This window comes from Paenibacillus sp. FSL H7-0942 (genome assembly GCF_045040715.1).
Taxonomy (GTDB): domain Bacteria; phylum Bacillota; class Bacilli; order Paenibacillales; family Paenibacillaceae; genus Paenibacillus; species Paenibacillus amylolyticus.
Genome location: NZ_CP150279.1, coordinates 832188 through 855713 on the forward strand (window position 1 = coordinate 832188; position 23526 = coordinate 855713).

Genomic DNA, 23526 nt, shown 5'->3' on the forward strand with positions numbered 1-23526 from the left:
TGAAATGATATAATGAAAAGATAGGGATAAAAGAGACATAACGTTCTACCAGAGAGGAAGAGATATGAAGTGAAGACATTGGTACTCGCAGAAAAACCATCTGTAGCACGCGAAATAGCCAGAGTTATGGGTGCGCGTGATAAACATAAAAGTTATATGGAAGGTCCGAAATATATCGTTACCTGGGCGCTTGGACATCTGGTTGGATTAGCTGAACCGGAGGATTACGACAAAAAATATGCAACATGGAATCTGGAGGACCTGCCCATTCTGCCAGATCGTACGAAATTGAAAGTACTTAAAGAGACCAATCATCAATATAAAGCCGTGCAGCAGTTAATGAAACGTCAGGATGTGGGTGAGCTTGTCATTGCGACGGATGCAGCCCGTGAGGGAGAATTGCTGGCCCGTTGGATTATGCAGATGGCAGGGTGGAAAAAACCTTTTAAACGCCTGTGGATTTCATCCCAGACAGATAAGGCGATCAAAGACGGATTTGCTTCGCTGAAGCCAGGCAGTCAGTTCGACCGTCTTTATGAATCTGCACGCTGCCGGGCGGAAGCCGACTGGATGATTGGACTTAACGTGACCCGTGCACTAACCGTTCGTTTTAATGCTCAGTTGTCTGCTGGACGGGTACAAACCCCGACCTTGGGCATGATTATGGACAGGGAAAATGAAATTAACGGTTTCCGCTCGCAGGAGTATGAGACGTTAACGGCAGACATGGGAGGTTTTCAGGCTGTCTGGCGGGCAGCTGGGGGAGATTCGCGAATCTTTGACCCTCAGGAAACACAAGAATTGAAGAAACGGGTAGACGGACGCAAGGGCACGATTGCCCAAGTGAAGAAAAGCGAGAAAGTAGAGCCACATCCACTGGCATATGATCTGACGGAACTGCAACGGGATGCCAACCGGAAATATGGTTTCTCTGCAAAGCAAACATCAAATGTCCTGCAACGTCTGTACGAACAGCACAAGCTCGTAACGTACCCACGTACGGACAGCCGGTACCTGACTTCCGATATGACAGCTACATTGAAAGAACGTTTGGACAGTGTAGCCATTGGACCTTATGCGTCTTTGGCACGTCCTTTGCTGCGCAAAAATCTGAATATCACCAAACGTATTGTGGATGACAGCAAAGTTACGGATCACCATGCGATTATCCCCACGGAGCAGACGGTGCTTTTGAATCAATTGAATCCAGAGGAACGCAAACTGTACGATCTGATCGTACGTCGTTTTATCAGCCTGTTCTATCCGGCAGCGAAGTACGATTCGGTTGCAATCACGGTTCAGGTGGGGAATGACTCCTTCCATGTTAAAGGTACAACGGCGAAAGAAAGTGGATGGCGTGAAGTATACGGCGGTGATTACAGCGATGATGACGATGACCGTACTGATGATGCAGCAGACCATGAGCGTGCGCTTTTGCCAGATGTGCAGCAAGGGCAGTCCGTGACGGTTCAGCGTTGCCATATTAAAAGTGGACGGACGATGCCGCCCAAACGGTATACCGAAGCTGCTTTGCTTTCCCAGATGGAAAAGCATGGACTCGGCACTCCAGCTACACGTGCGGATATTATCGAGAAGCTGGTCAGTTCCGATACAATAGATCGTCAAGGCAACAGCATGCATCCAACCGGTAAAGGAAAACAGTTGATTGAACTGGCTGCCCCGCAGCTTCGTTCACCAGATCTGACTGCCCGCTGGGAAGCTGAACTGGAACGCATCGCTCGTGGGCAAGGGAAACCGGGGCCGTTTCTGGATAGTATCCGATCCATGGCGAAAGAGCTGGTGTCTACGGTAAAAGGCAGCAAAGCAGAGTACCAGCCGCATAATGTGTCCAATAGCCATTGTCCGGACTGTAATGCACGTTTGCTGGAGAAGAAGGGCAAGCGCGGCAAGTTTCTTGTATGTCCTACCGAGGACTGCGGGTATCGTCGTTCGGCAGAAAAGAGACTCTCCAATCGTCGTTGTGCGCAGTGCCACAAAAAGATGGAAATCAAAGAAGGTAAGGCGGGGTTATACGTACAATGTCTACCTTGTGGTATTACAGAAACGTTGGATAAGGACAAACAGCATGTGAACAAACGCGATCAGCAAAAGCTGGTGAAACAATATGCGAAGCAGGAGTCCATTGGGTCTAACCTTGGAGATCTGCTGAAGGCGGCTATGGAGAAAAAGGGAGAGTAACACGCTTAAGGGTAGTTGAAGTCGTATAAGATACTCCGTTTTCAGGCAACGTAAGCCAAGGAGGTGATACCTACATGCCGCATAATAAACCAGAGAAAATTCATAACCAGCAAAACAAAGACAGTATTCGGGAAGAGAGTATCGCTGTGCGCCCGGACAAAGCAGCCAAAAGAACACCAAGCCTGAACGGTATTCCAAAGCAGGAGTCCTAGGTCAGAGCGAGGTTAGCGTTATTACACAAAATTGCGGTTCCCTATCCGGTGCGTTGAACATGTCTCTGATGAGGACTATAATGGAGACAGGGAGATGTCCCGGGACAGGGGGATCGCTAGAATTATATGCAAACCGGACTTATATTGTGGTTTTTATTTATTAATGTAGTTGGTTATCTGGTGATGTCGGATGATAAGAGGCGTGCACAACAGCGTCGTGACCGTACACCCGAACGGACGTTATTCTTATTAGCATTTATAGGCGGTGCTTTGGGAGTCTGGATCGCGATGTATCGGAAAAGGCATAAGACTAAACATCCAAGCTTCACCATTGGCATTCCATTGTTGTTATTCTTGAATGCGGTAATCTATGGTTACTTTATTCAATGAACACATGGAACACATGCGTAACCATTCGAACAAGACTTACGCTGAAGTGAAAGGTGTATCATTAATTCGTCTGATATGTAAATTCATTCGTATAAATGGTTCATTGTGGCTCTGGAACGTTTAAGGAGTTACATGGTTCTGTTATTTAACTGTTAGTTTATTACATGTCAGACCGAAGCTTGCTTCGCGTGCTCTACATATAAAGGAAGGGACGGGATTCACATGTTATTTTCCAAAATATTAGTGGCTTATGATGGTTCCAAAGCTTCAAATAAAGCACTTGATCGTGCGATTGAGCTAGCTAAAGTGTCCCCAAATGCAGTACTGGATGTCATTCATGCTTTTGATTTCCCGCGTGTATTCATCGGTGAGGGGTTGGCTCCACTGCCACCTTCACTTAATAATGACTACTACAATCTGGCTGTGCAGACAACAGATGAAGCGAAAGAACGAATTCAGGCTGCGGGTGTAACGGCCAATGTGGACCTGATTCAAGGAGCAGCTGCGGAAGTGTTGCTTGATTTTGCCAAAGAAAATGATTCTGATATCATTATTATTGGTAGCCGCGGACTGGGTGGTATTCGGGAATTTGTCCTGGGTAGTGTCAGTCACAATGTGGTTCAGCATGCGCAGGTTCCAGTACTGATCGTAAAATAATGGATGAAGTGTGTACGCACTGAAAAGCAGGAAGCCGGTTGTCTTCGAGAGATTGAAGAGGAGCCGGCTTTCTTTTATGGGATGAAATGGATGGTTAAGCGAATTTAAAGAAGCAATTTCCGAACATTATATTTGTCAATATGTTAAATGTTCGTCTTTAAGTTGACATTAGCTGTAGGGGATTGTTAGAATGTTAGATGTGTCGATCAGGTAAGAATAAGGTCGAGTAGGAACGAAATATGTAATAAGAGATTTCAAAAATGAACGAAGATAGTTTGATAGATATTTGCTCGTATAACGCCGGGAATAGGGCCCGGAAGTATCTACCCGGGAACCGTAAATTTCCGGACTACGAGGAGATACGGCTGAGAGTCGCATGCAACCAGATGCGGACAGCAAGCCCCCTTTTGGCATGCCCAAATGAGGGATACGTATTTCTTGGAGTCCGGTGTCCGGAGAAAATGTGATGTTTTCGCGGGTAGCGGATTTTTTCATTTCACACGTAATAAGAGTCCCTTAATAGTCAGATGTAATCAAAAAAGCGCAGACGGGAGTTGGATGTATTCATGTCACTGCAAGTCGCTGTAATTATGGGCAGCAAGTCGGATTGGGAAACGATGAAACATGCGTGCGAGGTGCTGGACGAGCTGGAGATTGGGTATGAGAAAAAGGTGGTCTCCGCCCATCGTACACCGGATCTGATGTTTGAATACGCAGAGCAGGCGATTGATCGAGGATTTAAGGTGATCATTGCAGGGGCAGGCGGGGCAGCACATCTACCCGGTATGGTTGCCGCCAAAACGATGCTTCCAGTCATTGGCGTACCGGTTCAATCCAAAGCATTGAACGGTCTCGATTCCTTGTTGTCCATTGTTCAGATGCCTGGTGGTATTCCTGTCGCAACTGTGGCGATTGGCAAGGCGGGGGCAACGAATGCAGGATTGCTGGCAGCTCAAATGATCGGTGCTTTTGACTCGGATGTCCAACGTCGCTCTGAAGCTCGCCGAGAGCGCATCAAACAAGAAGTACTCGAAAGCAGTGAAGAACTATGAGTAGTACAGGGAACCAATCCGGTATAGCAGGAGAGCTGAAAAATGTCCTGCTGCCGGGGAAGACAACCATCGGCATTCTAGGGGGCGGACAGCTCGGACGTATGATGACGCTCGCAGGAACGGCAATGGGGTATCGATTCGTTACTCTTGATCCCGCTGCGGATGCGCCTTGTGGTCAAGTTGCTCGTCAGATTGAAGCTGGTTATGACGATGCCAAAGCTGCACTTGAACTGGCTCGGCAATGCGATGTCATTACGTATGAATTCGAAAATGTGGATGCAGAAGTCGCTGGGCTGCTCGAGCGTGAGTCTTACGTTCCACAAGGAAGTGCGTTACTGTACACCACACAACATCGGTTGCGTGAAAAACGTGCGATCGAAGCTGCTGGAGTAAGAGTCGCGCCTTATCGTGAGATCACAAGTGTGGATACGATGCTTGCTGCTGTTAGCGAACTTGGAGTGCCGTGTGTACTGAAGACGGTGACTGGAGGCTACGATGGCAAAGGTCAACGGGTCATCCGGGAAGCAAGTCAGGCTGTTGCCGCATATGAAGAACTTGCAGCTACTGGTGCGGAACTGGTGCTGGAACAATTCATCAAGTTTGAATGCGAGATTTCGGTCGTTGTAGCGCGTAGTACAAATGGGGAGATCAAAACGTTCCCGCCAGCGGAGAACATTCATGTGAATAACATTTTGCATGCTTCAATTGTACCGGCTAGAGTTGCCACAGACATCCAGATTGAAGCGCAAAAGCTGGCAGCAGCGGTGGCAGAATCGATGAAGGCTGTTGGGTTGCTGGCTGTGGAACTGTTTGTAGCGGCGGATGGAAGACTGTACGTTAACGAACTGGCACCAAGACCGCATAATTCCGGTCACTATACGATGGAAGCTTGTGCGACTTCTCAGTTCGAACAACATATCCGTGCGATCTGCGGATTACCACTCGGGGACACCTCGTTATTGAGTCCAGTTGTTATGGTCAATGTGCTTGGAGAACATCTGGAAGGCATTATCGCCAGAACAGGGCAACCTGATGCAGAAGCGATAGAGCTCGGTGTGATTCCCAAGCTTCACATATATGGTAAAACCGAAGCAAAAACAGGACGTAAGATGGGGCATGTGAATATGCTCTGTCAGGATGTTGAAGAAGGATTGCAATGGATTGAACAAACTAACCTTTGGAGGAATACAAATTCATGATTGAACGTTATAGCAGACCCGAAATGAGAGCCATCTGGACCGAAGAAAACAAATTCCAATCGTGGCTGGAAGTTGAAATTTGTGCATGTGAGGCGTGGGCCGAACTGGGTGTTATCCCTAAGGAAGAAGCAGCATTGCTTCGCCAGAACGCATCTTTTGACATCGACCGCATCTATGAGATTGAACAGGAAACACGTCATGACGTTATCGCATTTACACGTACGGTATCTGAAAGTCTGGGTGCGGAGCGGAAATGGGTGCACTACGGACTGACTTCCACAGATGTCGTGGATACGGCTCTGGGTTATGTACTGCGTCAAGCCAATGAGATTCTGGAAAAGGATATCGTGAATTTCATTGAAATTCTTCGTGAAAAAGCATTGGCTTATCAGCACACACCAATGATGGGACGTACGCACGGGGTGCATGCGGAGCCAACGACATTTGGACTGAAAATGGCATTGTGGCATGAAGAGATGAAACGGAACCTCGAGCGTTTCCGTCATGCAGCAGACAATGTACAATACGGCAAAATCTCAGGCGCAGTTGGAACGTACGCGAACATCGATCCGTTTGTTGAAGAGTTTGTCTGCGAGAAGCTGGGCACGAAGCCTGCGCCGATCTCAACTCAAACATTGCAACGTGACCGTCACGCAGAATATATGGCTACACTGGCGTTGATCGCAACGTCCCTGGACAAGTTCGCTACAGAGGTACGTGCACTGCAGAAGAGTGAATTCCGTGAAGTGGAAGAAGCTTTTGCAAAAGGTCAAAAAGGATCTTCCGCGATGCCGCACAAGCGTAACCCGATCGGTAGTGAAAACATCTCCGGTCTGTCCCGCGTCATTCGCGGACATATGGTATCGGCATACGAGAACGTAACACTTTGGCATGAACGCGACATCTCACATTCTTCCGTAGAACGTATCATTCTGCCGGATGCAACGATGCTGCTGAACTACATGCTGAACCGTTTTGGTAACATCGTGAAGAACCTGACAGTATTCCCTGAAAACATGAAACGCAACATGGAGCGCACCTACGGGGTACCATTCTCCGGTCGTATCATGACTAAGCTGATCGACAAAGGTTTCAGCCGCGAGCAAGCATACGATACCGTTCAACCACGTGCGATGCAAGCATGGGAAGAACAACGCCAGTTCCAGGATATCGTGAAATCCACACCGGAAATCACGGAAGTGCTGAACGAAGAAGAAATTGCAGATGCGTTCAACCCATCATGGCACCTGAAGCACGTAGACACCATCTTCAAAAAACTCGGTTTGAACGACTAATATATTAAGGTTTTGAATTATTCTACTCTCTAAAAGTATAGGTTGATTATGTGTTCACGCTGGAACGGAGAAGGCAGAAAAAAACCTGAAGAAGCAAAGCGCTCGCCTTTATCACAGGATTTTCCCCTTGAGAAAGGGGATCAGAAAAATCAGGGGATAACAGCGATCGGAAGGTTGTTCTGCATTCGGAGTGGCCCCGCGTGAAGAGGGGAATTGGACGTATACTTTACATCTCCTGAAAGAAGGTGAGCCCATGGCACTGTCCACTGCGGCAGATCTCGTTAAAGCACCTCTGTTATATAAAGGAAAAGTACGTGAATTATACGATCTGGGTGAACATTTTCTGATCGTGGTTACGGACCGTATATCGGCATTTGATTACGTGCTGGACCCGGCGGTTCCCGAGAAAGGAAACGTACTGAATAAACTCAGCAGCTTTTGGTTCGAACTGACGGGTGACATGATGGAGAATCACGTCGTTCATACCGATGTGAATCAACTGGGTGATCTCATCACAGACCCTGAATTGCTCAAAGACCGCATCATGGTAACCCGCAAAGCAGAACGCATTGATATTGAATGTGTCGTGCGTGGATACATCACGGGTGGGGGATGGAGACAATACGAGACGAGTGGTGAAGTGAATGGCATTAAACTGCCTGATGGACTTCGCAAAAACGCCAAGCTCGAAGTTCCTATTTTCACACCGGCAGCCAAAAACGATGTTGGTCACGATGAGGACATCCCAATGGATCGCATGAAAGAACTGGTGGGAGACGCACTCGCAGTTGAGCTTCAGGAAAAAAGCTTGCGCCTGTACGAATTCGCCCGTGATTACTGTGATCAGCGTGGCATCATTCTGGCAGATTGCAAATTCGAGTTCGGCATCGTGGATGGCAAGGTCATCCTGATTGACGAAATCTTCACCCCAGATGCTTCACGTTTCTGGGCCAAAGAGAATTATGAACTCGACATCGAGATCGACAGTATGGATAAAGAGCCAGTGCGCACCTATCTCGCCGGAACCGATTGGGACAAGAACAGCAAACCTGATCCACTCCCACAAGAGGTAGTAGAGACAACAACCGCAAGGTACGTCGATATTTATAACCGTTTAACGAGATAATAAAGTTTAACGTTTGAGGAGACTAACGTTTGAGCGGGCTACGAGAAAGTTTGGCTTTCGATCGCTGTTGCCCCCGGAATGTTTTGATTGGAATCCTTTTTTCAAAAGGAAACATTCCGCTTGCAAAGGCGAGCACTTCGTTTCTCTAGCTCAAATCTTTCCCTCCGCCAGTGTTCAAACTGGTGGGTGAGGCAATTAAGAGCGGTGGCTTCCCACAGGTAGGGGAAGCCTGAAGAGATTACGAGAATTAAATTCACTAATTACTAAAGTAACTTAAAGACCATTCACCATTCACTGTTTTGAAGGAATGGTCAGGCTAGACCATTAAACACCGTGCAACGTAAAAGGTTTATGCCTTTAAAAAACGTCGCATGGACTAGCGGAGGGGCGGAATTGTTCTTAAAGGAGCGATAGCGTTCGCCTTTGTCCCCGGGTTTTGACCGCACAGCGGGCCAAAACAATCCAAAAAACCTGGGGACAACAAGCGACCGGAAAGAACAATCCGCCCCGGAGCAAGCACCAAAAGTAACTTTTTTAACAGCGTAAAGCATTTATCCCGTTCATTACTGAGGAGGAACATAAGGATCATGATCAAAGCAACCGTATATGTCACTATTAAGCAAAGCGTACTCGACCCGCAAGGCGTAGCTGTTCAAGGAGCCCTGCATTCTATGGGATTCAACGAAGTGGAAAGTGTACGGATCGGTAAAGTCATGGAATTGAACCTGGATACAACAGATCGTGCGGAAGCGGAGAAACGATTGAAAGTCATGTGTGAAAAGTTGCTGGCCAACACCGTTGTTGAAGATTACCGCTACGAATTGGAGGGTTAATCTCATGAAATTTGCAGTTCTTGTGTTCCCTGGCTCCAACTGCGACATCGACTGTTATAAGGCAGTGGAAGATGCCATTGGGCAAGAGGTTGATTATGTATGGCACACGGCTACAGATCTATCGGCTTATGATTGTATTTTAGTTCCGGGTGGTTTCTCTTATGGTGACTACTTGCGTTGCGGAGCGATTTCCCGCTTTGCACCGGTAATGAACGAGGTAGCGAAGGCTGCTGAACAAGGTAAATATATTCTTGGTATTTGCAACGGATTCCAGATCCTGACGGAAGCGGGATTGCTTCCAGGTGCATTGATCCGTAACACTTCCCTGAAATTCCGTTGTCACGATACGGTATTGAAAGTGGCAAACGCAGATACACCATTTACACGTGATTATGCACCGGGCGAAGAGATTATCATCCCGATTGCTCACGGTGAAGGAAACTATTATTGCGACGAGGAGACGCTCGCGAGTCTGCAAGCGAACAACCAGATCGTATTTACGTACGGGACCAACCCGAACGGTTCCCTGGGTGATATTGCAGGAGTCTGTAACGAGGCTGGAAACGTGGTCGGCATGATGCCGCATCCAGAGCGTGCAGTGGATTCACTGTTTGGTTCGGAAGACGGCAAACGTATGTTTACATCTATTTTGAAAGCATGGAGGGATCGGCATGACGCAGCAGCTATCCGCTAAGGAACCAACAGCAGAACAGGTCGCAGAACATAAACTTTACGCACAAATGGGCGTATCTGACAGCGAGTATGAGCTGATCTGTGAGTTCATGGGGCGCAAGCCAAACTACACGGAAATTGGTGTGTTCAGTGTAATGTGGTCCGAGCACTGTGCTTATAAAAACTCCAAGCCATTACTGCGCCGTTTCCCAACCACTGGACCACGTGTCCTGATGGGACCTGGTGAAGGTGCCGGTATCGTGGATATCGGTGATAACCAGGCCGTTGTATTCAAAATTGAAAGCCATAACCATCCTTCCGCAGTTGAGCCTTATCAAGGTGCCGCAACAGGTGTGGGCGGCATTATCCGTGATATTTTCTCCATGGGTGCAAGACCGGTAGCCATACTGAACTCCCTTCGTTTCGGTAAGCTGGAGAGCGATCGCGTTAAATATTTGTTCGAACATGTGGTAGCGGGTATTGCTGGATACGGTAACTGTATCGGTATTCCTACCGTTGGTGGCGAAGTGATGTTTGATGAGAGCTATGAAGGCAATCCACTGGTTAACGCCATGTGTGTGGGTCTGATTGATCATGACAAGATTCAGCGCGGCGTAGCTAAAGGTGTAGGTAACCCTGTGTATTATGTTGGTCCGCCAACAGGCCGTGATGGAATTCATGGAGCAACCTTTGCATCGGTTGAATTGACGGAAGAATCCGAGTCCCAACGGACAGCCGTTCAGGTCGGTGACCCGTTTATGGAGAAACTGGTGATGGAATCTTGTCTGGAATTGATCGACACGGGAATCGTGCTGGGAATTCAAGATATGGGTGCCGCTGGTCTGACATGTTCGAGTGCAGAGATGGCAAGTAAAGCGGGTAACGGTCTGGAACTGTATCTGGATCAGGTACCACAGCGTGAAGAAGGCATGACGCCTTACGAGATGATGTTGTCCGAGTCCCAAGAACGGATGTTGTTCGTCGTTGAGCCGAAGGATGAGGCGCAGGCGATGGAGATCTTTGAACGTTGGGGCGTAATCTGTGCCAAAGTTGGTAAAGTAACGGATGATGGTCGTCTGAAATTGATCCACCACGGCGAAGTGGTCGGAGATATGCCGGTAACGGCTTTGGTTGACGAATGTCCAGTGTATGACAAACCTTCTTCTGTACCTGCCTACTACGAGCAAAGTGCTTCCATCGACACGCTTCGTTATGACGAAGTGTCGGATCTCGGCGGAGCATTGAAACAAGTGCTGGCATCACCAACAGTAGCAAGTAAAAAATGGATTTATGATCAATACGACTATATGGTGCGTACAAGCACTGCCGTTCGTCCGGGTTCGGATGCAGCCGTAGTTACGATTCGTGGCACACGCAAAGGTCTCGCGATGACAACGGACTGTAATGGACGTTATGTGTACCTTGATCCTGAAGTTGGTGGACGGATTGCCGTAAGTGAAGCAGCGCGTAACATTGTATGTTCCGGTGCAGAGCCGCTGGCAATTACGGACAACTTGAACTTCGGTAACCCGGAGAAGCCGGATATTTTCTGGCAAATGGAGAAGGCGGTAGACGGTATGGCGGAAGCTTGCCGTGTGCTGGATACGCCGGTCATCGGTGGTAACGTAAGTCTGTATAACGAAAACGCCAAAGGCTCTATCTATCCAACGCCAGTTGTCGGTATGGTAGGTCTCGTTCATGATACGGATCATATCACGACACAAGCATTCAAGTCCGAAGGTGATGTTATCATCCTCCTCGGTGAAACAAAAGCTGAACTGGGTGGCAGCGAGCTGCAATACGCGGTTCATGGTCAGACAGAAGGTCGTCCACCAGAACTGAACTTGCAAACGGAAAAAGCGCTGCTCAGCACGGTGCTGGAAGCGATTCAATCCGGTCTTGTTCGTTCGGCACATGACTTGTCTGAAGGCGGCTTGGCTGTTGCACTCGCTGAGTCTTGTATCAGCGGTAACGTAGGAGCACAGGTGAATGTAGAGACTGCACTGCGTGCAGATCACGCTCTGTTCAGTGAGAGCCAATCCCGTATCTTGTTGTCGGCTACGCCTGAGCAAGCGGGTAAACTCGAAGCATTTGTACGTGAGCGCGGTGTACCTGTAGCTGTGATTGGACGTGTAGAAGGAAGTAACCTGACGATTGAATTGAACGGAACATCAGCCGTGAGCGAACCTGTAGGAGGTTTGGCTCAGGTCTGGGAGGATGCGATTCCATGTCTCATGAACTGACGACAGGACCGTTGTGGACAGGCGATTATTATAATGAAGGGTCCGGCAAGGAAGGACTCGACAAATTGAAGGAAGAATGCGGCGTGTTCGGGGTGTTCAGACACCCTGACGCGGCTTCGCTCTCCTATTATGGACTGCATGCGCTGCAACATCGGGGCGAAGAAAGTGCAGGCATGTGTGTGAGTGATGGCAGCCAGTTTAACTATCATCGTGGCATGGGTCTGGTGAAAGAAGTGTTCACCAAAGACCTGATGCAGACGTTGACCGGGGATATTTCCATTGGACATGTCCGTTATTCAACAAGTGGTGACAGTAAACTGACGAACGCACAGCCATTGGTATTCAAATACCGTGATGGTGATCTGGCAGTAGCAACCAACGGAAACATTGTAAATGCACCAACGATCCGGCGTGAGCTGGAGCAGAGTGGTTCCATCTTCCAAACAACGAGTGATACCGAGGTTATTGCACATCTGATTGCACGATCCTCCAAAGGGCTTGTCGAAGCTGCAAAAGAGGCGTTCCAGCGGATTGTGGGTGGTTATGCATTTCTGATCATGACCAACGACAAGTTGCTGGTTGCTTCCGATCCGCACGGACTTCGTCCATTGACGATGGGTAAGCTGGGAGATGCATATCTGTTTGCGTCTGAGACGTGTGCACTGGAAACAATTGGCGCAGAGTTAATCCGTGACATTGAACCGGGTGAACTGCTTGTGTTGGATGCAGATGGTCTACACGAGGATCGCTTTGATCATCACAAACACCGCAAGGCATTATGCGCGATGGAATATATTTATTTTGCTCGTCCGGATAGTGATATGAATGGTACGAACCAGCATGCGGCCCGTAAACGGATGGGAAGCCGGATGGCGATTGAGTCGTTTGTGGATGCGGACTTGGTTACGGGGGTACCAGATTCCAGCATCTCGGCGGCCATTGGATACGCTGAACAGACAGGTATTCCGTATGAGATGGGTATGATCAAGAACAAATACACCGGACGTACGTTTATCCAGCCAAGCCAGGAACTGCGGGAGCAGGGCGTGAAGATGAAGCTGAGCGCTGTGCGTCGCGTTGTGGAAGGCAAACGTGTGGTCATGATTGATGACTCTATCGTACGGGGAACAACCTCCCGCCGGATCGTGAACATGCTGCGTGATGCAGGAGCTACCGAGGTTCATGTGCGCATTACATCACCACCTTTCAAAAACCCGTGTTTCTACGGTATTGATACGCCTGACAGCCGTGAATTAATTGCTTCACAGTTGTCGGTGGAAGAAATCTGCCGTGAAATTAATGCGGACTCCCTGGAGTTCCTCAGTCCCGATGGACTGATTGCATCGATTCAGGGAGATAATCAGGATGATCCTAAAGGCGGACTATGTCTCGCATGTTTTGATCATGATTACCCAACCCGCCTCGATTTTGGCGGCGAGGAAAAATTCGGCTGCAGCTGTTAGCCTTATAGCCCCGCTTTGCGGAGCGACAGGGGCTAGGCAGCCAGGCGAAGCAGCTGCCCCCGGGCCTAGCCCGCGCCCTTTAGCCCCGCCTTGCGGAGCAACAGGGGCTCAGGCAGCCAGGCGAAGCAGCTGCCCCCGGGCCTAGCCCGAGCCCTCAAGCCCCGCCTTGCGGAGCAACAGGGGCCAGGGCAGCCAGGCGAAGCAGCTGCCACCGGGCCTGGCCCGCGCCCTTAAGCCCCGCTTTGCGGAGCAATAGGGGCCAGGCAGCCGAGCGAAGCAGCTGCCCAGCGGGCTTGCCCCGCAGCGTAGCTGAGCGGGGTTCGCCGACCGATGGCTTGCAGCCAACGGAATCGGCGAACAACCCCGCGAGATCACGTACGAATCAACCATAGCAAGATCACACCAGCCACCTCTGCACCGCTTTTTTGGCGGGTGTCCAGAGGGCCTGCCAAGGTCCTATGGGGTCCTCCCGGGCGGGAGGATTTAGGTGGGGCGAAAAAAAAGGAGATGATTCCACTTGTCCGAAGCATATAAAAAGGCCGGCGTTGATATCGCGGCAGGTAATGAAGCGGTTGAACGGATGAAAAAACACGTGAAGCGTACCTTCCGTCCGGAAGTGATGACAGATCTGGGTGGATTCGGTGCCCTGTTCGGTTTGAACAAAGATAAATACGATGAGCCAGTGCTTGTATCTGGTACGGATGGCGTAGGCACCAAGCTCAAAATTGCATTTGCCATGGACCGTCACGATACCATCGGAATCGACGCGGTAGCGATGTGTGTGAACGACATTGTGGTACAGGGTGCAGAACCACTCTTCTTCCTTGACTATCTGGCATGTGACAAAGTCATTCCTGAGAAGATCGAAGCTATTGTTGCGGGTATCGCTGAAGGCTGTCATCAATCTGGTTGTGCGCTGATCGGTGGCGAGACTGCGGAGATGCCGGGCATGTACAGTGAAGGCGAATACGATATTGCCGGATTCACGGTGGGGATCGTGGACAAAGCGAAGATCATCAATGGTACAACCATCGCCCCTGGCGACACAGTGATTGGACTTGCTTCCAGCGGTGTGCATAGTAACGGATTCTCGCTGGTACGCAGACTTTTGTTGGAAGATGCGGGTCTTGATCTGCATGATGAAGTAGCGGAACTGGGCGGTAAGCTGGGTGATTCCCTGCTGGAACCTACAAAGATCTATGTTAAACCCCTGTTGTCCCTGCTGGAAAAGATAAAAGTAAAAGGCATGGCTCACATTACAGGTGGTGGTTTCATCGAGAATATCCCACGTATGTTGCCTAGCAACGTGAACGTGGATATTGACTACGGATCTTGGCCGATCCTGCCAATCTTCAACCTGTTACAGGAAAAGGGTGCTGTCTCGAACCGTGACATGTTCACCACATTTAACATGGGTGTTGGGCTTGTACTGGTCGTTAATGAAGCAGATGCAACGGAAGCACTGCAACAATTGAAAGCATCTGGTGAAGAGGCGTACATCATTGGCCGTGTTACTGAAGGAGATGCGCGAGTAACCTTCACGGGAGCGGATGTTTAATGGCGAACTACCGAATAGCTGTATTTGCCTCGGGTGAAGGGTCTAACTTTCAGTCATTGGTAGATGCAGTACGAAACGGTGGGCTGGATGCATCCGTAGATCTGCTCGTGTGTGATAAACCGGCTGCACGTGTTGTGCAGCGGGCACAGGACGCAGGCGTGGAATGTCATCTGTTTACTCCGAAAAATTATGCTTCCCGTGAAGCCTATGAGGCAGAGATCGTGGAAGTGCTTGAATCCAAAAAGATCGACTTGGTCGTTCTTGCTGGATATATGAGATTGCTGACTTCCGTTGTAGTGGATCGTTACGCAGGGCGGTTGATTAATATTCATCCCTCCTTGCTACCAGCATTTGCAGGCAAGGATGCGATTGGACAGGCTCTCGAATATGGCGTGAAAGTTACAGGCGTGACGGTGCACTTTGTGGACGGTGGCATGGATACAGGGCCGATTATTGCCCAGCATCCCGTTCCCATTTTGCCAGAGGATACACTTGAGTCAGTCAGCCGTTCCATCCATGCAGCCGAACAGCAGTTATACCCTGAAGTGGTATCCTGGTTCGCTCAAGGTCTGGTTCAATTAGACGGACGTCATGTTACTGTTATCAAACCGGTTTAATATAAGTTGAAATTTTTTTACACATTAACGGAGAGGACAGAAAAAACCTAAAAAAGCGAAGCGTTCGCCTTTATCACCGGATTTTCCCTTTAAGAAAAGGGAATCAAAAAATCTGGGGATAACAGCGATTAGAAGGTTGTTCTGTCATCGGAGTGTCCCGTGTAAACATCTTAGTTCCACTTATATAACAGAAGTCGAATATTGGTACGCATTTTGTGATATTTCTCGGGAAATAAATCGGCTGTGTTTCGTCAGGAAACGCGAAGCCATGGGACATTAAAGGAGGAGCATATTGTGAGTATCAAAAGAGCGCTGGTTAGCGTATCGGATAAAACGGGCATCGTGGACTTTTGCCGCGAGCTGTCGCAAATGGGTGTGGAGATTATTTCGACAGGAGGTACAAGCAGCCTGTTGTCGAAGGAAGGCGTACCTGTCATCGGAATTTCGGATGTGACCGGATTCCCGGAAATCATGGACGGACGTGTCAAAACATTGCATCCGGCAGTTCATAGTGGGTTGTTGGCTGTGCGTGATAACGAAGAGCACACACGCCAGATGGAAGAACTCGGTCTCGGCTATATCGATCTGGTTGTCGTGAACCTGTATCCATTCCAAGAGACTATTGCAAAACCGGACGTAGCATACGAAGATGCCATCGAGAACATCGATATTGGCGGTCCAACGATGCTTCGCTCGGCAGCCAAAAACCATGCCTTTGTCAGTGTCGTTGTAGACGCATCTGATTACAGCCAAGTGTTGGAGGAAGTGCGCAACGATGGAGATACCACTCTCGAAACTCGCAAACGGCTTGCGGCAAAAGTGTTCCGTCATACGGCGGCTTACGATGCACTCATCTCCGACTACCTGTCCAACGTAAATGGCGATCCACTGCCAGAGCGTCTGACGGTTACTTACGAAAAACTCCAGGATTTGCGTTATGGCGAAAATCCACACCAGCAGGCGGCATTCTACCGCAAACCGCTGGCTGCTCAAGATACGTTGACAACAGCAGAGCAATTGCATGGCAAAGAGTTGTCTTATAATAACATCAACGATGCTAACGCAGCATTGCAGATTGTCAAAGAGTTTGAAGAACCAGCCGTTGTTGCGGTTAAACATATGAACCCATGTGGCGTAGGTATTGGCGCAAGTATCTATGAAGCTTACGGCAAAGCATATGCTGCAGATCCAACGTCTATCTTTGGTGGCATTGTGGCAGCGAACCGCATTATCGACAGCGATACAGCAGGCAAATTAAGCGAGATTTTCCTGGAGATCGTACTTGCTCCTGACTTTACGCAAGAAGCTCTCGATATCCTGACGAAGAAGAAAAACATTCGTTTGCTCAAAACGGGTGAACTGAATGCTGCTCGTAAACGGGAGAGCCAATTCGTGGTAACGTCCATCGACGGTGGTATGATCGTGCAACAGTCCGATGTACACTCCATCGAAGCGAGCGAGCTGAACGTGGTAACCGATCGGGCGCCATCGGAAGAAGAATTGAAACAGCTGTTGTTTGGCTGGAAAGTAGTTAAACACGTGAAATCCAACGCGATTGTACTTGCTGCGAATGACATGACGGTGGGTGTGGGCGCTGGACAAATGAATCGTGTGGGTGCAGCCAAAATTGCGATTGAACAAGCGGGCGAGCAAGCAAAAGGTGCTATTCTGGCATCTGATGCGTTCTTCCCAATGGGTGATACGCTGGAACTGGCAGCAAAAGCCGGAATTACAGCGGTAATTCAACCGGGTGGTTCGATCAAAGATGAAGAATCCATCAAAGTAGCGAATGAATACGGAATTGCCATGGTCTTCACAGGCGTTCGTCACTTCAAACACTAGAACGAAAAAGGTTTAATAAGGGGTGTCGCCTGTCATGCTAATGACTTATGGTACACCCCCTATTTTTTAGTTTTTTCAACACGCAATAGCGTAACAAATTCAGTTATGCACGGAGGGGAACAGAGCGAATGGATATTCTGGTAGTAGGCGGCGGTGGCCGGGAACATGCAATCATCTGGGCACTGGCGAAGAGTCCAAAGGTAGACAAGATTCACTGTGCACCGGGAAATGCAGGCATTGCTCAGCTGGCTGAGTGTCATGCCATTGCGGTAAATGAATTCGATAAACTAACGGCTCTTGCTGTAGAGCTTAAAGTGGGATTAGTGGTTATTGGTCCGGATGATCCGTTGGCGGATGGAATCGTGGATGCATTTGATTCGACAGGTATTCCGGTATTCGGACCTCGTCGTAATGCAGCAGAGATCGAAGGAAGTAAAACGTTCATGAAGGACCTGCTGCACAAATACAACATTCCAACTGCAGCCTATGAGAAATTCGACAATTACGAACAAGCTCAAGCATACCTGAATGAGCAAGCAATTCCGGTTGTCATCAAGGCAGATGGACTTGCAGCGGGCAAAGGTGTGACCGTAGCTTATTCGCGTGAAGAGGCTGATCAGGCACTTCGCAGTATCATGGTGGACAAAGTATTTGGTGAAGCAGGAGCCAAAGTAATTATCGAGGAATTCCTCGCAGGGCAGGAAATGTCCATTCTGGCATTTGTTGATGGGGAGACGGTTCGCCCGATGGCGGCGGCACAGGATCACAAACCTGTATTCGACAATGACCAAGGGCCAAACACAGGCGGTATGGGTACATACTCACCTTTGCCACATATCCCTGTTTCTATTATTGAGGAAGCCGTGGAGACGATCATCAAACCAACTGCCAAAGCGATGGTTTCCGAGGGACGCCCATTCCAGGGTGTATTGTTTGCCGGGCTGATGATTTCACCAGATGGCAAACCCAAAACGATTGAGTTCAACGCACGTTTTGGTGATCCGGAAACACAGGTTGTATTGCCACGTCTGAAAAGCGACTTGTTTGATATCTTCTGGGCAACCGTTCATGGCAAGCTGGCTGATATTGAGATTGAATGGAGTGATGAAGCCGCAGTATGTGTGGTGCTTGCTTCAGGAGGTTATCCGGGTCCTTATGCCAAAGGTGTAGTCATAGAAGGACTGGATCAAGTGCAAGATGCCGTGGTATTCCACGCAGGTACAGCACGTAGTGAAGCAGGAGACTGGGTTACGAATGGTGGACGGATCCTGGGTGTAGTTGGCCTTGGTGCGGATATTGCCGAAGCTAGAAACAAAGCTTATGAACAGGTGGAGCGTATCCATTTTGATGGTAAACATCAGCGAACGGATATTGCTGCCAAAGCACTCGTATAGAATGAATATAAGAGCCCGTAAAGATGTATACCGGAAAGGTATTTGCATCTTGCGGGCTCTTTGCTACGTATATAGATGTATCTTGTGCATACGGCCGGACTTGTTTTATACGGGAAAGAATATGGGGAAGATTCAAAACGGGATTAAATCAGGGAGATCCGGCATGTTTAATGCCCTAAAGTAAGGGGTAGTATTTTTATAAATTGAACTATACTAAACATGTGAACAATATCACATTATGAGGTAATATCAATCATATTATATAAAGTACGTAACATACATAGAGACTAATTTGAGAACATTAAACTGTAAGCTTGTGGCAAACCATAACGTGCAACTGGATGGTTGAGCGGGAAACATGGTATACTTTTCGGAAACAGGAATGAGTACGAGGGGAGGTGGATATCTATTGGGTAGGCGATATTGTAAATTGTCCAAATGGCGAATCTAGGTGGAGTTAAGCGAGGAACAATTGACAGCATGAGGGGTAACCCGATTTGAATGAAGAAGTTTCTGCAAGTCATTGACTTCATCTTGAATTCCTGTTTTGTAATTTTACAAGGTCAAACGTAAGACTTATACAAAAGATATCATTGAAATCAATTTTATATAAGGCAGACGTCGTGTTGAAAGACTAACAGTTGATGAATGGTTAACACAGTTAACGGATCACGCTGTAACTATCTCTGGAGGTGAATCCCTGAGAACCGGGGAAATCATTGGACATAATTACCATATTGAATATCGTTTTACTTATTATCTTGATTGCATTGACTGCATTTTTCGTAGCATCGGAATTTGCTGTAGTCAAAATTCGTACATCAAGAGTGGATCAACTGGTCGCGGAGGGCAATAAAAAGGCTGTACTCGCCAAAAAAGTTGTCTCGGACCTGGATTATTATCTGTCAGCCTGTCAGCTCGGTATTACGGTCACTGCACTGGGACTGGGAGCGCTCGGAAAACCGACGGTTGAGAGATTGTTATATCCGGTATTCAATTATTTAGATGTACCTGCTTCAATCTCGTCGATTGCTTCCTATGCGATCGCCTTTATCCTCGTCACGTTCTTGCACGTGGTAGTTGGTGAGATGGCACCGAAAACGTTGGCGATTCAATTTTCAGAAAAACTGACATTAATGCTCGCCCCATCGCTATACTGGTTTGGTAAAATCATGTATCCGTTCATCTGGGCGCTTAATGGAACATCACGTGTTCTTCTGCGCGGATTCGGTGTGAAGCCTGCCAAACATGATCAAGCCTACTCGGAGGACGAGATCAAAATCATCATGAACCAGAGTTATGAAGGTGACGAGAACAACAAGACCAAGCTTTCATATCTGGAAAATGTATTTGTGTTCGACGAACGTGATGCCAAAGACATCATGGTACCACGTACGGAACTGGTGACATTAGATCAGGATATGACCTATGACGATATTATTCCTATATTGGATGAACATAACTACTCACGTTACCCTGTCATCGAGGATGGGGACAAGGACCGCATTATCGGCGTTGTGAATGTGAAAAAGATTTTGCCTGACATGGTAGCCGCAAGAACATATCAACTAAGTGAGTTCGTTCGTGAGATCCCATTTGTTTCCGAAGTTACAAGTATCCAGGATGCGATGATTAAAATGCAGCAGGAACGTGTACACATGGCCGTGGTCGTGGATGAATATGGGGGTACCTCGGGTATCATTACAATGGAGGATATTCTGGAGGAACTTGTCGGTGAGATTCGCGATGAATTCGATGCCGATGAGGTGGCTGATATCCAGGAAACCGGAGAGAATCAATATCTCATTAATGGTCGGGTACTTTTGGATGAAGTGGAGCGACAGTTCGGACTTAGCTTTGAAGGTAATGAAGAGATGGATACCGTTGCTGGATGGATTCAATACCAGAAGGGTGTAGGTGTGGAGAAAGGAGACACGGTAGAACACGGTGATTATGTCTGGACCGTTGTGGATACCGAAAACTATCACATCAAACAAGTTCTTCTGGAACGAGTGAGCGGCGCACAGGTTGAGGAAGCTACTAGCGACCTGGCTTGATCTTGGTTGGTTCGATCATGACTGTAATCTAGGGTTTGACTGTCTATTTGGCTTCTGCCCTCAGAATTCAAAACGTTTTGGCAACGTAACAGTGTAGGGGACGGAATCGATTCTGAAGAAGCGTAGCGTTCGCGTTTGCAAACCAATTTTAAACCTTTGAAAACAACAATCAGGAAAATTTGGAGGCAATGGCGATCGGAAGAACGATCCATCACCGGAACGTCACTCGTGCAACCTTATTTTAAATTTTAATGGAGGTGAATCCCTCAACCTGAGGGAAATCATTGGACGGAATAATAGCCTTGAATTTATTTTTAGTAGCCGTATTTATAGGTCTGACAGCCTTTTTCGTTGGAGCCGAATTTGCAATTCTTAAAGTACGGATGTCCCGAATCGATCAATTGATCTCGGAAGGGAACAAAAAGGCAGTACTGGCCAAAAAAGTGGCTCACAACCTGGATTATTATCTGTCGGCGTGTCAATTGGGGATTACCATCACGGCGCTGGTATTGGGAGCCTTGGGTGAACCTACTGTTGAGAAAATGCTGCATCCGCTCTTTGAACGAATGGAAGTGCCGGCGGCTTTATCTACCGTACTTTCCTACGGTATCGCTCTGGCGATCATTACGTTCCTGCACGTGGTTATTGGTGAATTGGCACCGAAAACCCTGGCGATTCAGTTTGCAGAGAGAATGACGCTGTTGCTGGCACCACCACTGTACTGGTTCGGTAAAATCATGAATCCATTCATCTACGCGCTAAATGGAGCTGCTCGTCTGTTGCTTGGCATATTTGGTGTAAAACCTGCCGGGCATGATACCGTTCACTCCGAAGAAGAGCTGAAGCTGATTATGGCACAGAGCTACGAGAGTGGCGAGATCAACCAGACGGAGCTGGACTATCTCAAAAACATTTTTGCTTTTGATGAGCGTCTGCTTCAGGAGATTATGATTCCACGAGATAAAATTGTTACTCTGAATAAGGAAATGCCGATTGATCAGATCATTGAGACGCTAAATCGACATGAATACACGCGATACCCTGTTATTGCAAATGGGGATCAGGCTCATTTTGTTGGCTTTATTAATACAAAAGAAATGCTGACGAGTGTGGCTGCGGGTAGAGATTTCAATATGGAGACATTTGTTCACAATACGCCGAGTTTCTCCGAGCGTTCTCCAATCAAGGATGTACTGATCCAGATGCAACAAAGCCGTGTACACATTGCAACCGTGAAAAACGAGGCAGGTGCTACGGTAGGTATGGTTACGATGGAGGATATCCTTGAAGAGATTGTCGGAGATATCAAGGATGAATACGAGCATAAAGATTTGGTGAATCCACCAAAAAGAATGAAACTGGTTTAAGAAGCAGTAATGGAAAAGTAATACAGGAATACGAAGCAACCTAATCAATCGTTATACGCTAAGCAGGTTCCCGGAGTGATCGGGGCCTGCTTTTTGTAATAAATCTTAATTTTAAAATAAAAGCTTGCATAATGTGGTCCAATGGATTAATATAAATTTAAAGAATCTTAACTTAAAGATAAATAACAAAAAGCAATAAATAAAAGAAGCAAAATAAGTCGAACTAATAACTTACACGTAACGAAGAGGACAGAAAAAACCTGAAAAAGCGAAGCGTTCGCCTTTATCCCCGGATTTTCCCTTAGGAAAAGAAATCAAAAAAATCTGGGGATAACAGCGATTGGAAGGTTATTCTGTCATCGTAGTGTCTGTGTAAATAAACCAAGGGAGTGGAGATTATGTTCAGAACTTCAGGAATTCATCATATTACAGCTTTTGTTGACGATGCGCAGAAAAACGTTGATTTTTATGCAGCTGTGTTGGCGCTCAGACTGGTGAAAAAAACAATAAACTTTGATGCACCGGACGTGTATCACTTGTATTACGGGAATGAGCAGGGTGCACCGGGCACAATCATTACCTTTTTCCCACAGCAGAATTCAAGAAGAGGTGTCATTGGGTCAGGTCAGACTGGAGTTACCGTATATGCGGTTCCTGTAGGAAGCCTGCCTTTCTGGAAAGAACGTCTTGCTTCCTTCGATATTCCATATGAAAATAAAACCAGATTTGGTGAGCAGTACATTCGTTTCTTCGACAAAGGCGGTCTGTTGCTTGAACTGGTTGAGCGTGAAGGTGGTCAGCCAAGCAACTGGAGTTTCAACGGTGTGACACCGGAGCATGCCATCAAAGGATTTGGCGGAGCCGTATTGTTCAGCCACGTTCCTGAGAAAACCATGGACGTCTTGGTGAGCAAACTGGGTCTGGAGCAAGTAGGTGAAGAGAACGGACTTCTTCGTCTTCAGGCAAGCGGCGATATTGGTCAGATCATCGATATTCAGTCCACAGGTATCCAACGCGGGATTGGTGGAGCCGGAACGGTTCACCATATTGCATGGCGTGCCAAAGATTACGTGGAACATGAACAAATTCAGCAGGATCTTGAACAATCCGGATATCATCCAACGCCAGTCATTGACCGTCAATACTTCAACGCTGTGTATTTCCGGGAGCCGGGTGGTATACTGTTCGAACTGGCTACAGATCCTCCGGGATTTGCACGGGATGAACCAGCAGAGAGCATGGGTGAGAAACTGATGTTGCCTGAATGGTATGAACCACAGCGTGAGCAGATTGAACAATTGTTGCCACGAATTGAAGTACGTGAATGGAAAGGAGAGTCCAAATCATGAC

General features: G+C 47.9%; 19 protein-coding genes and 1 riboswitch. All 19 genes read left to right on the forward strand.

From position 1 onward, the window contains the following. Positions 1-69: 69 nt before the first annotated feature. Positions 70-2199, forward strand: a complete 2130-nt coding sequence (locus tag MHI48_RS03835; protein WP_405143062.1) for a DNA topoisomerase III — start codon at positions 70-72, stop codon at positions 2197-2199. A 74-nt stretch (positions 2200-2273) separates the two neighbouring features. Beyond that, a complete protein-coding gene (locus MHI48_RS03840; protein WP_340019206.1) occupies positions 2274-2411 on the forward strand; it encodes a hypothetical protein in 138 nt (45 codons plus the stop codon). 126 nt (positions 2412-2537) lie between these two features. After that, positions 2538-2801, forward strand: a complete 264-nt coding sequence (locus MHI48_RS03845) for a DUF1294 domain-containing protein (RefSeq protein WP_017690702.1) — start codon at positions 2538-2540, stop codon at positions 2799-2801. 222 nt (positions 2802-3023) lie between these two features. Next, positions 3024-3458, forward strand: coding sequence for a universal stress protein (locus MHI48_RS03850; protein ID WP_047840488.1), 435 nt, complete (start codon positions 3024-3026; stop codon positions 3456-3458). A gap of 270 nt (positions 3459-3728) precedes the next feature. Next, positions 3729-3830: riboswitch (purine riboswitch) on the forward strand. A 194-nt stretch (positions 3831-4024) separates the two neighbouring features. Continuing rightward, a complete protein-coding gene (purE, locus tag MHI48_RS03855; protein ID WP_076320045.1) occupies positions 4025-4510 on the forward strand; it encodes a 5-(carboxyamino)imidazole ribonucleotide mutase in 486 nt (161 codons plus the stop codon). Beyond that, the gene (gene purK, locus MHI48_RS03860) at positions 4507-5709 is read left to right on the forward strand and encodes a 5-(carboxyamino)imidazole ribonucleotide synthase (RefSeq protein ID WP_405143065.1); all 1203 of its coding nucleotides are present in this window, start codon (positions 4507-4509) and stop codon (positions 5707-5709) included. The genes purE and purK overlap by 4 nt, the downstream gene beginning before the upstream one ends. After that, positions 5706-7004 (forward strand): adenylosuccinate lyase, encoded by a 1299-nt coding sequence (purB, locus tag MHI48_RS03865; protein ID WP_047840491.1) that lies wholly within the window; start codon positions 5706-5708, stop codon positions 7002-7004. Before purK ends, purB begins: the two co-directional genes overlap by 4 nt. A 253-nt stretch (positions 7005-7257) precedes the next feature. Beyond that, on the forward strand, positions 7258-8130 hold the full coding sequence (locus MHI48_RS03870; protein ID WP_340388949.1) for a phosphoribosylaminoimidazolesuccinocarboxamide synthase: 873 nt from the start codon (positions 7258-7260) through the stop codon (positions 8128-8130). Positions 8131-8717: 587 nt separating this feature from the next. After that, complete coding sequence (gene purS / locus MHI48_RS03875) at positions 8718-8963, forward strand: phosphoribosylformylglycinamidine synthase subunit PurS (RefSeq protein WP_017690695.1); 246 nt, start codon at positions 8718-8720, stop codon at positions 8961-8963. Between the two features lie 4 nt (positions 8964-8967). Next, on the forward strand, positions 8968-9657 hold the full coding sequence (gene purQ / locus MHI48_RS03880) for a phosphoribosylformylglycinamidine synthase subunit PurQ (RefSeq protein ID WP_036606071.1): 690 nt from the start codon (positions 8968-8970) through the stop codon (positions 9655-9657). Then, positions 9635-11878, forward strand: coding sequence for a phosphoribosylformylglycinamidine synthase subunit PurL (gene purL, locus MHI48_RS03885; protein ID WP_036668395.1), 2244 nt, complete (start codon positions 9635-9637; stop codon positions 11876-11878). Before purQ ends, purL begins: the two co-directional genes overlap by 23 nt. After that, positions 11863-13341 (forward strand): amidophosphoribosyltransferase, encoded by a 1479-nt coding sequence (purF, locus tag MHI48_RS03890; RefSeq protein ID WP_036606069.1) that lies wholly within the window; start codon positions 11863-11865, stop codon positions 13339-13341. The genes purL and purF overlap by 16 nt, the downstream gene beginning before the upstream one ends. A gap of 517 nt (positions 13342-13858) precedes the next feature. Continuing rightward, positions 13859-14899, forward strand: coding sequence for a phosphoribosylformylglycinamidine cyclo-ligase (purM, locus tag MHI48_RS03895; RefSeq protein WP_405143068.1), 1041 nt, complete (start codon positions 13859-13861; stop codon positions 14897-14899). After that, positions 14899-15516 (forward strand): phosphoribosylglycinamide formyltransferase, encoded by a 618-nt coding sequence (gene purN, locus MHI48_RS03900; RefSeq protein ID WP_405143070.1) that lies wholly within the window; start codon positions 14899-14901, stop codon positions 15514-15516. Before purM ends, purN begins: the two co-directional genes overlap by 1 nt. A 294-nt stretch (positions 15517-15810) precedes the next feature. After that, positions 15811-17358, forward strand: coding sequence for a bifunctional phosphoribosylaminoimidazolecarboxamide formyltransferase/IMP cyclohydrolase (gene purH, locus MHI48_RS03905; RefSeq protein WP_036606066.1), 1548 nt, complete (start codon positions 15811-15813; stop codon positions 17356-17358). A gap of 128 nt (positions 17359-17486) precedes the next feature. Further along, the gene (purD, locus tag MHI48_RS03910) at positions 17487-18752 is read left to right on the forward strand and encodes a phosphoribosylamine--glycine ligase (protein WP_405143072.1); all 1266 of its coding nucleotides are present in this window, start codon (positions 17487-17489) and stop codon (positions 18750-18752) included. Positions 18753-19471: 719 nt separating this feature from the next. Further along, complete coding sequence (locus MHI48_RS03915; protein WP_100526316.1) at positions 19472-20809, forward strand: hemolysin family protein; 1338 nt, start codon at positions 19472-19474, stop codon at positions 20807-20809. A 284-nt stretch (positions 20810-21093) separates the two neighbouring features. Next, positions 21094-22176: a hemolysin family protein gene (locus MHI48_RS03920; RefSeq protein WP_036606063.1), complete on the forward strand. Its 1083-nt coding sequence runs from the start codon at positions 21094-21096 to the stop codon at positions 22174-22176. Between the two features lie 398 nt (positions 22177-22574). Further along, positions 22575-23525, forward strand: a complete 951-nt coding sequence (locus MHI48_RS03925; protein WP_036668391.1) for a ring-cleaving dioxygenase — start codon at positions 22575-22577, stop codon at positions 23523-23525. The last annotated feature ends 1 nt before the right edge of the window (position 23526 follow it).

Bases quoted from the DNA above. Each gene is read 5' to 3' on its own strand.
- MHI48_RS03840 (WP_340019206.1), top strand. From the start codon at position 2,274: ATGCCGCATAATAAACCAGAGAAAATTCATAACCAGCAAAACAAAGAC.
- purF (WP_036606069.1), top strand. From the start codon at position 11,863: ATGTCTCATGAACTGACGACAGGACCGTTGTGGACAGGCGATTATTAT.
- purK (WP_405143065.1), top strand. From the start codon at position 4,507: ATGAGTAGTACAGGGAACCAATCCGGTATAGCAGGAGAGCTGAAAAAT.
- purE (WP_076320045.1), top strand. From the start codon at position 4,025: ATGTCACTGCAAGTCGCTGTAATTATGGGCAGCAAGTCGGATTGGGAA.
- MHI48_RS03845 (WP_017690702.1), top strand. From the start codon at position 2,538: ATGCAAACCGGACTTATATTGTGGTTTTTATTTATTAATGTAGTTGGT.
- purQ (WP_036606071.1), top strand. From the start codon at position 8,968: ATGAAATTTGCAGTTCTTGTGTTCCCTGGCTCCAACTGCGACATCGAC.
- purB (WP_047840491.1), top strand. From the start codon at position 5,706: ATGATTGAACGTTATAGCAGACCCGAAATGAGAGCCATCTGGACCGAA.
- purD (WP_405143072.1), top strand. From the start codon at position 17,487: ATGGATATTCTGGTAGTAGGCGGCGGTGGCCGGGAACATGCAATCATC.
- MHI48_RS03870 (WP_340388949.1), top strand. From the start codon at position 7,258: ATGGCACTGTCCACTGCGGCAGATCTCGTTAAAGCACCTCTGTTATAT.
- MHI48_RS03850 (WP_047840488.1), top strand. From the start codon at position 3,024: ATGTTATTTTCCAAAATATTAGTGGCTTATGATGGTTCCAAAGCTTCA.
- purN (WP_405143070.1), top strand. From the start codon at position 14,899: ATGGCGAACTACCGAATAGCTGTATTTGCCTCGGGTGAAGGGTCTAAC.
- MHI48_RS03925 (WP_036668391.1), top strand. From the start codon at position 22,575: ATGTTCAGAACTTCAGGAATTCATCATATTACAGCTTTTGTTGACGAT.
- purL (WP_036668395.1), top strand. From the start codon at position 9,635: ATGACGCAGCAGCTATCCGCTAAGGAACCAACAGCAGAACAGGTCGCA.
- purS (WP_017690695.1), top strand. From the start codon at position 8,718: ATGATCAAAGCAACCGTATATGTCACTATTAAGCAAAGCGTACTCGAC.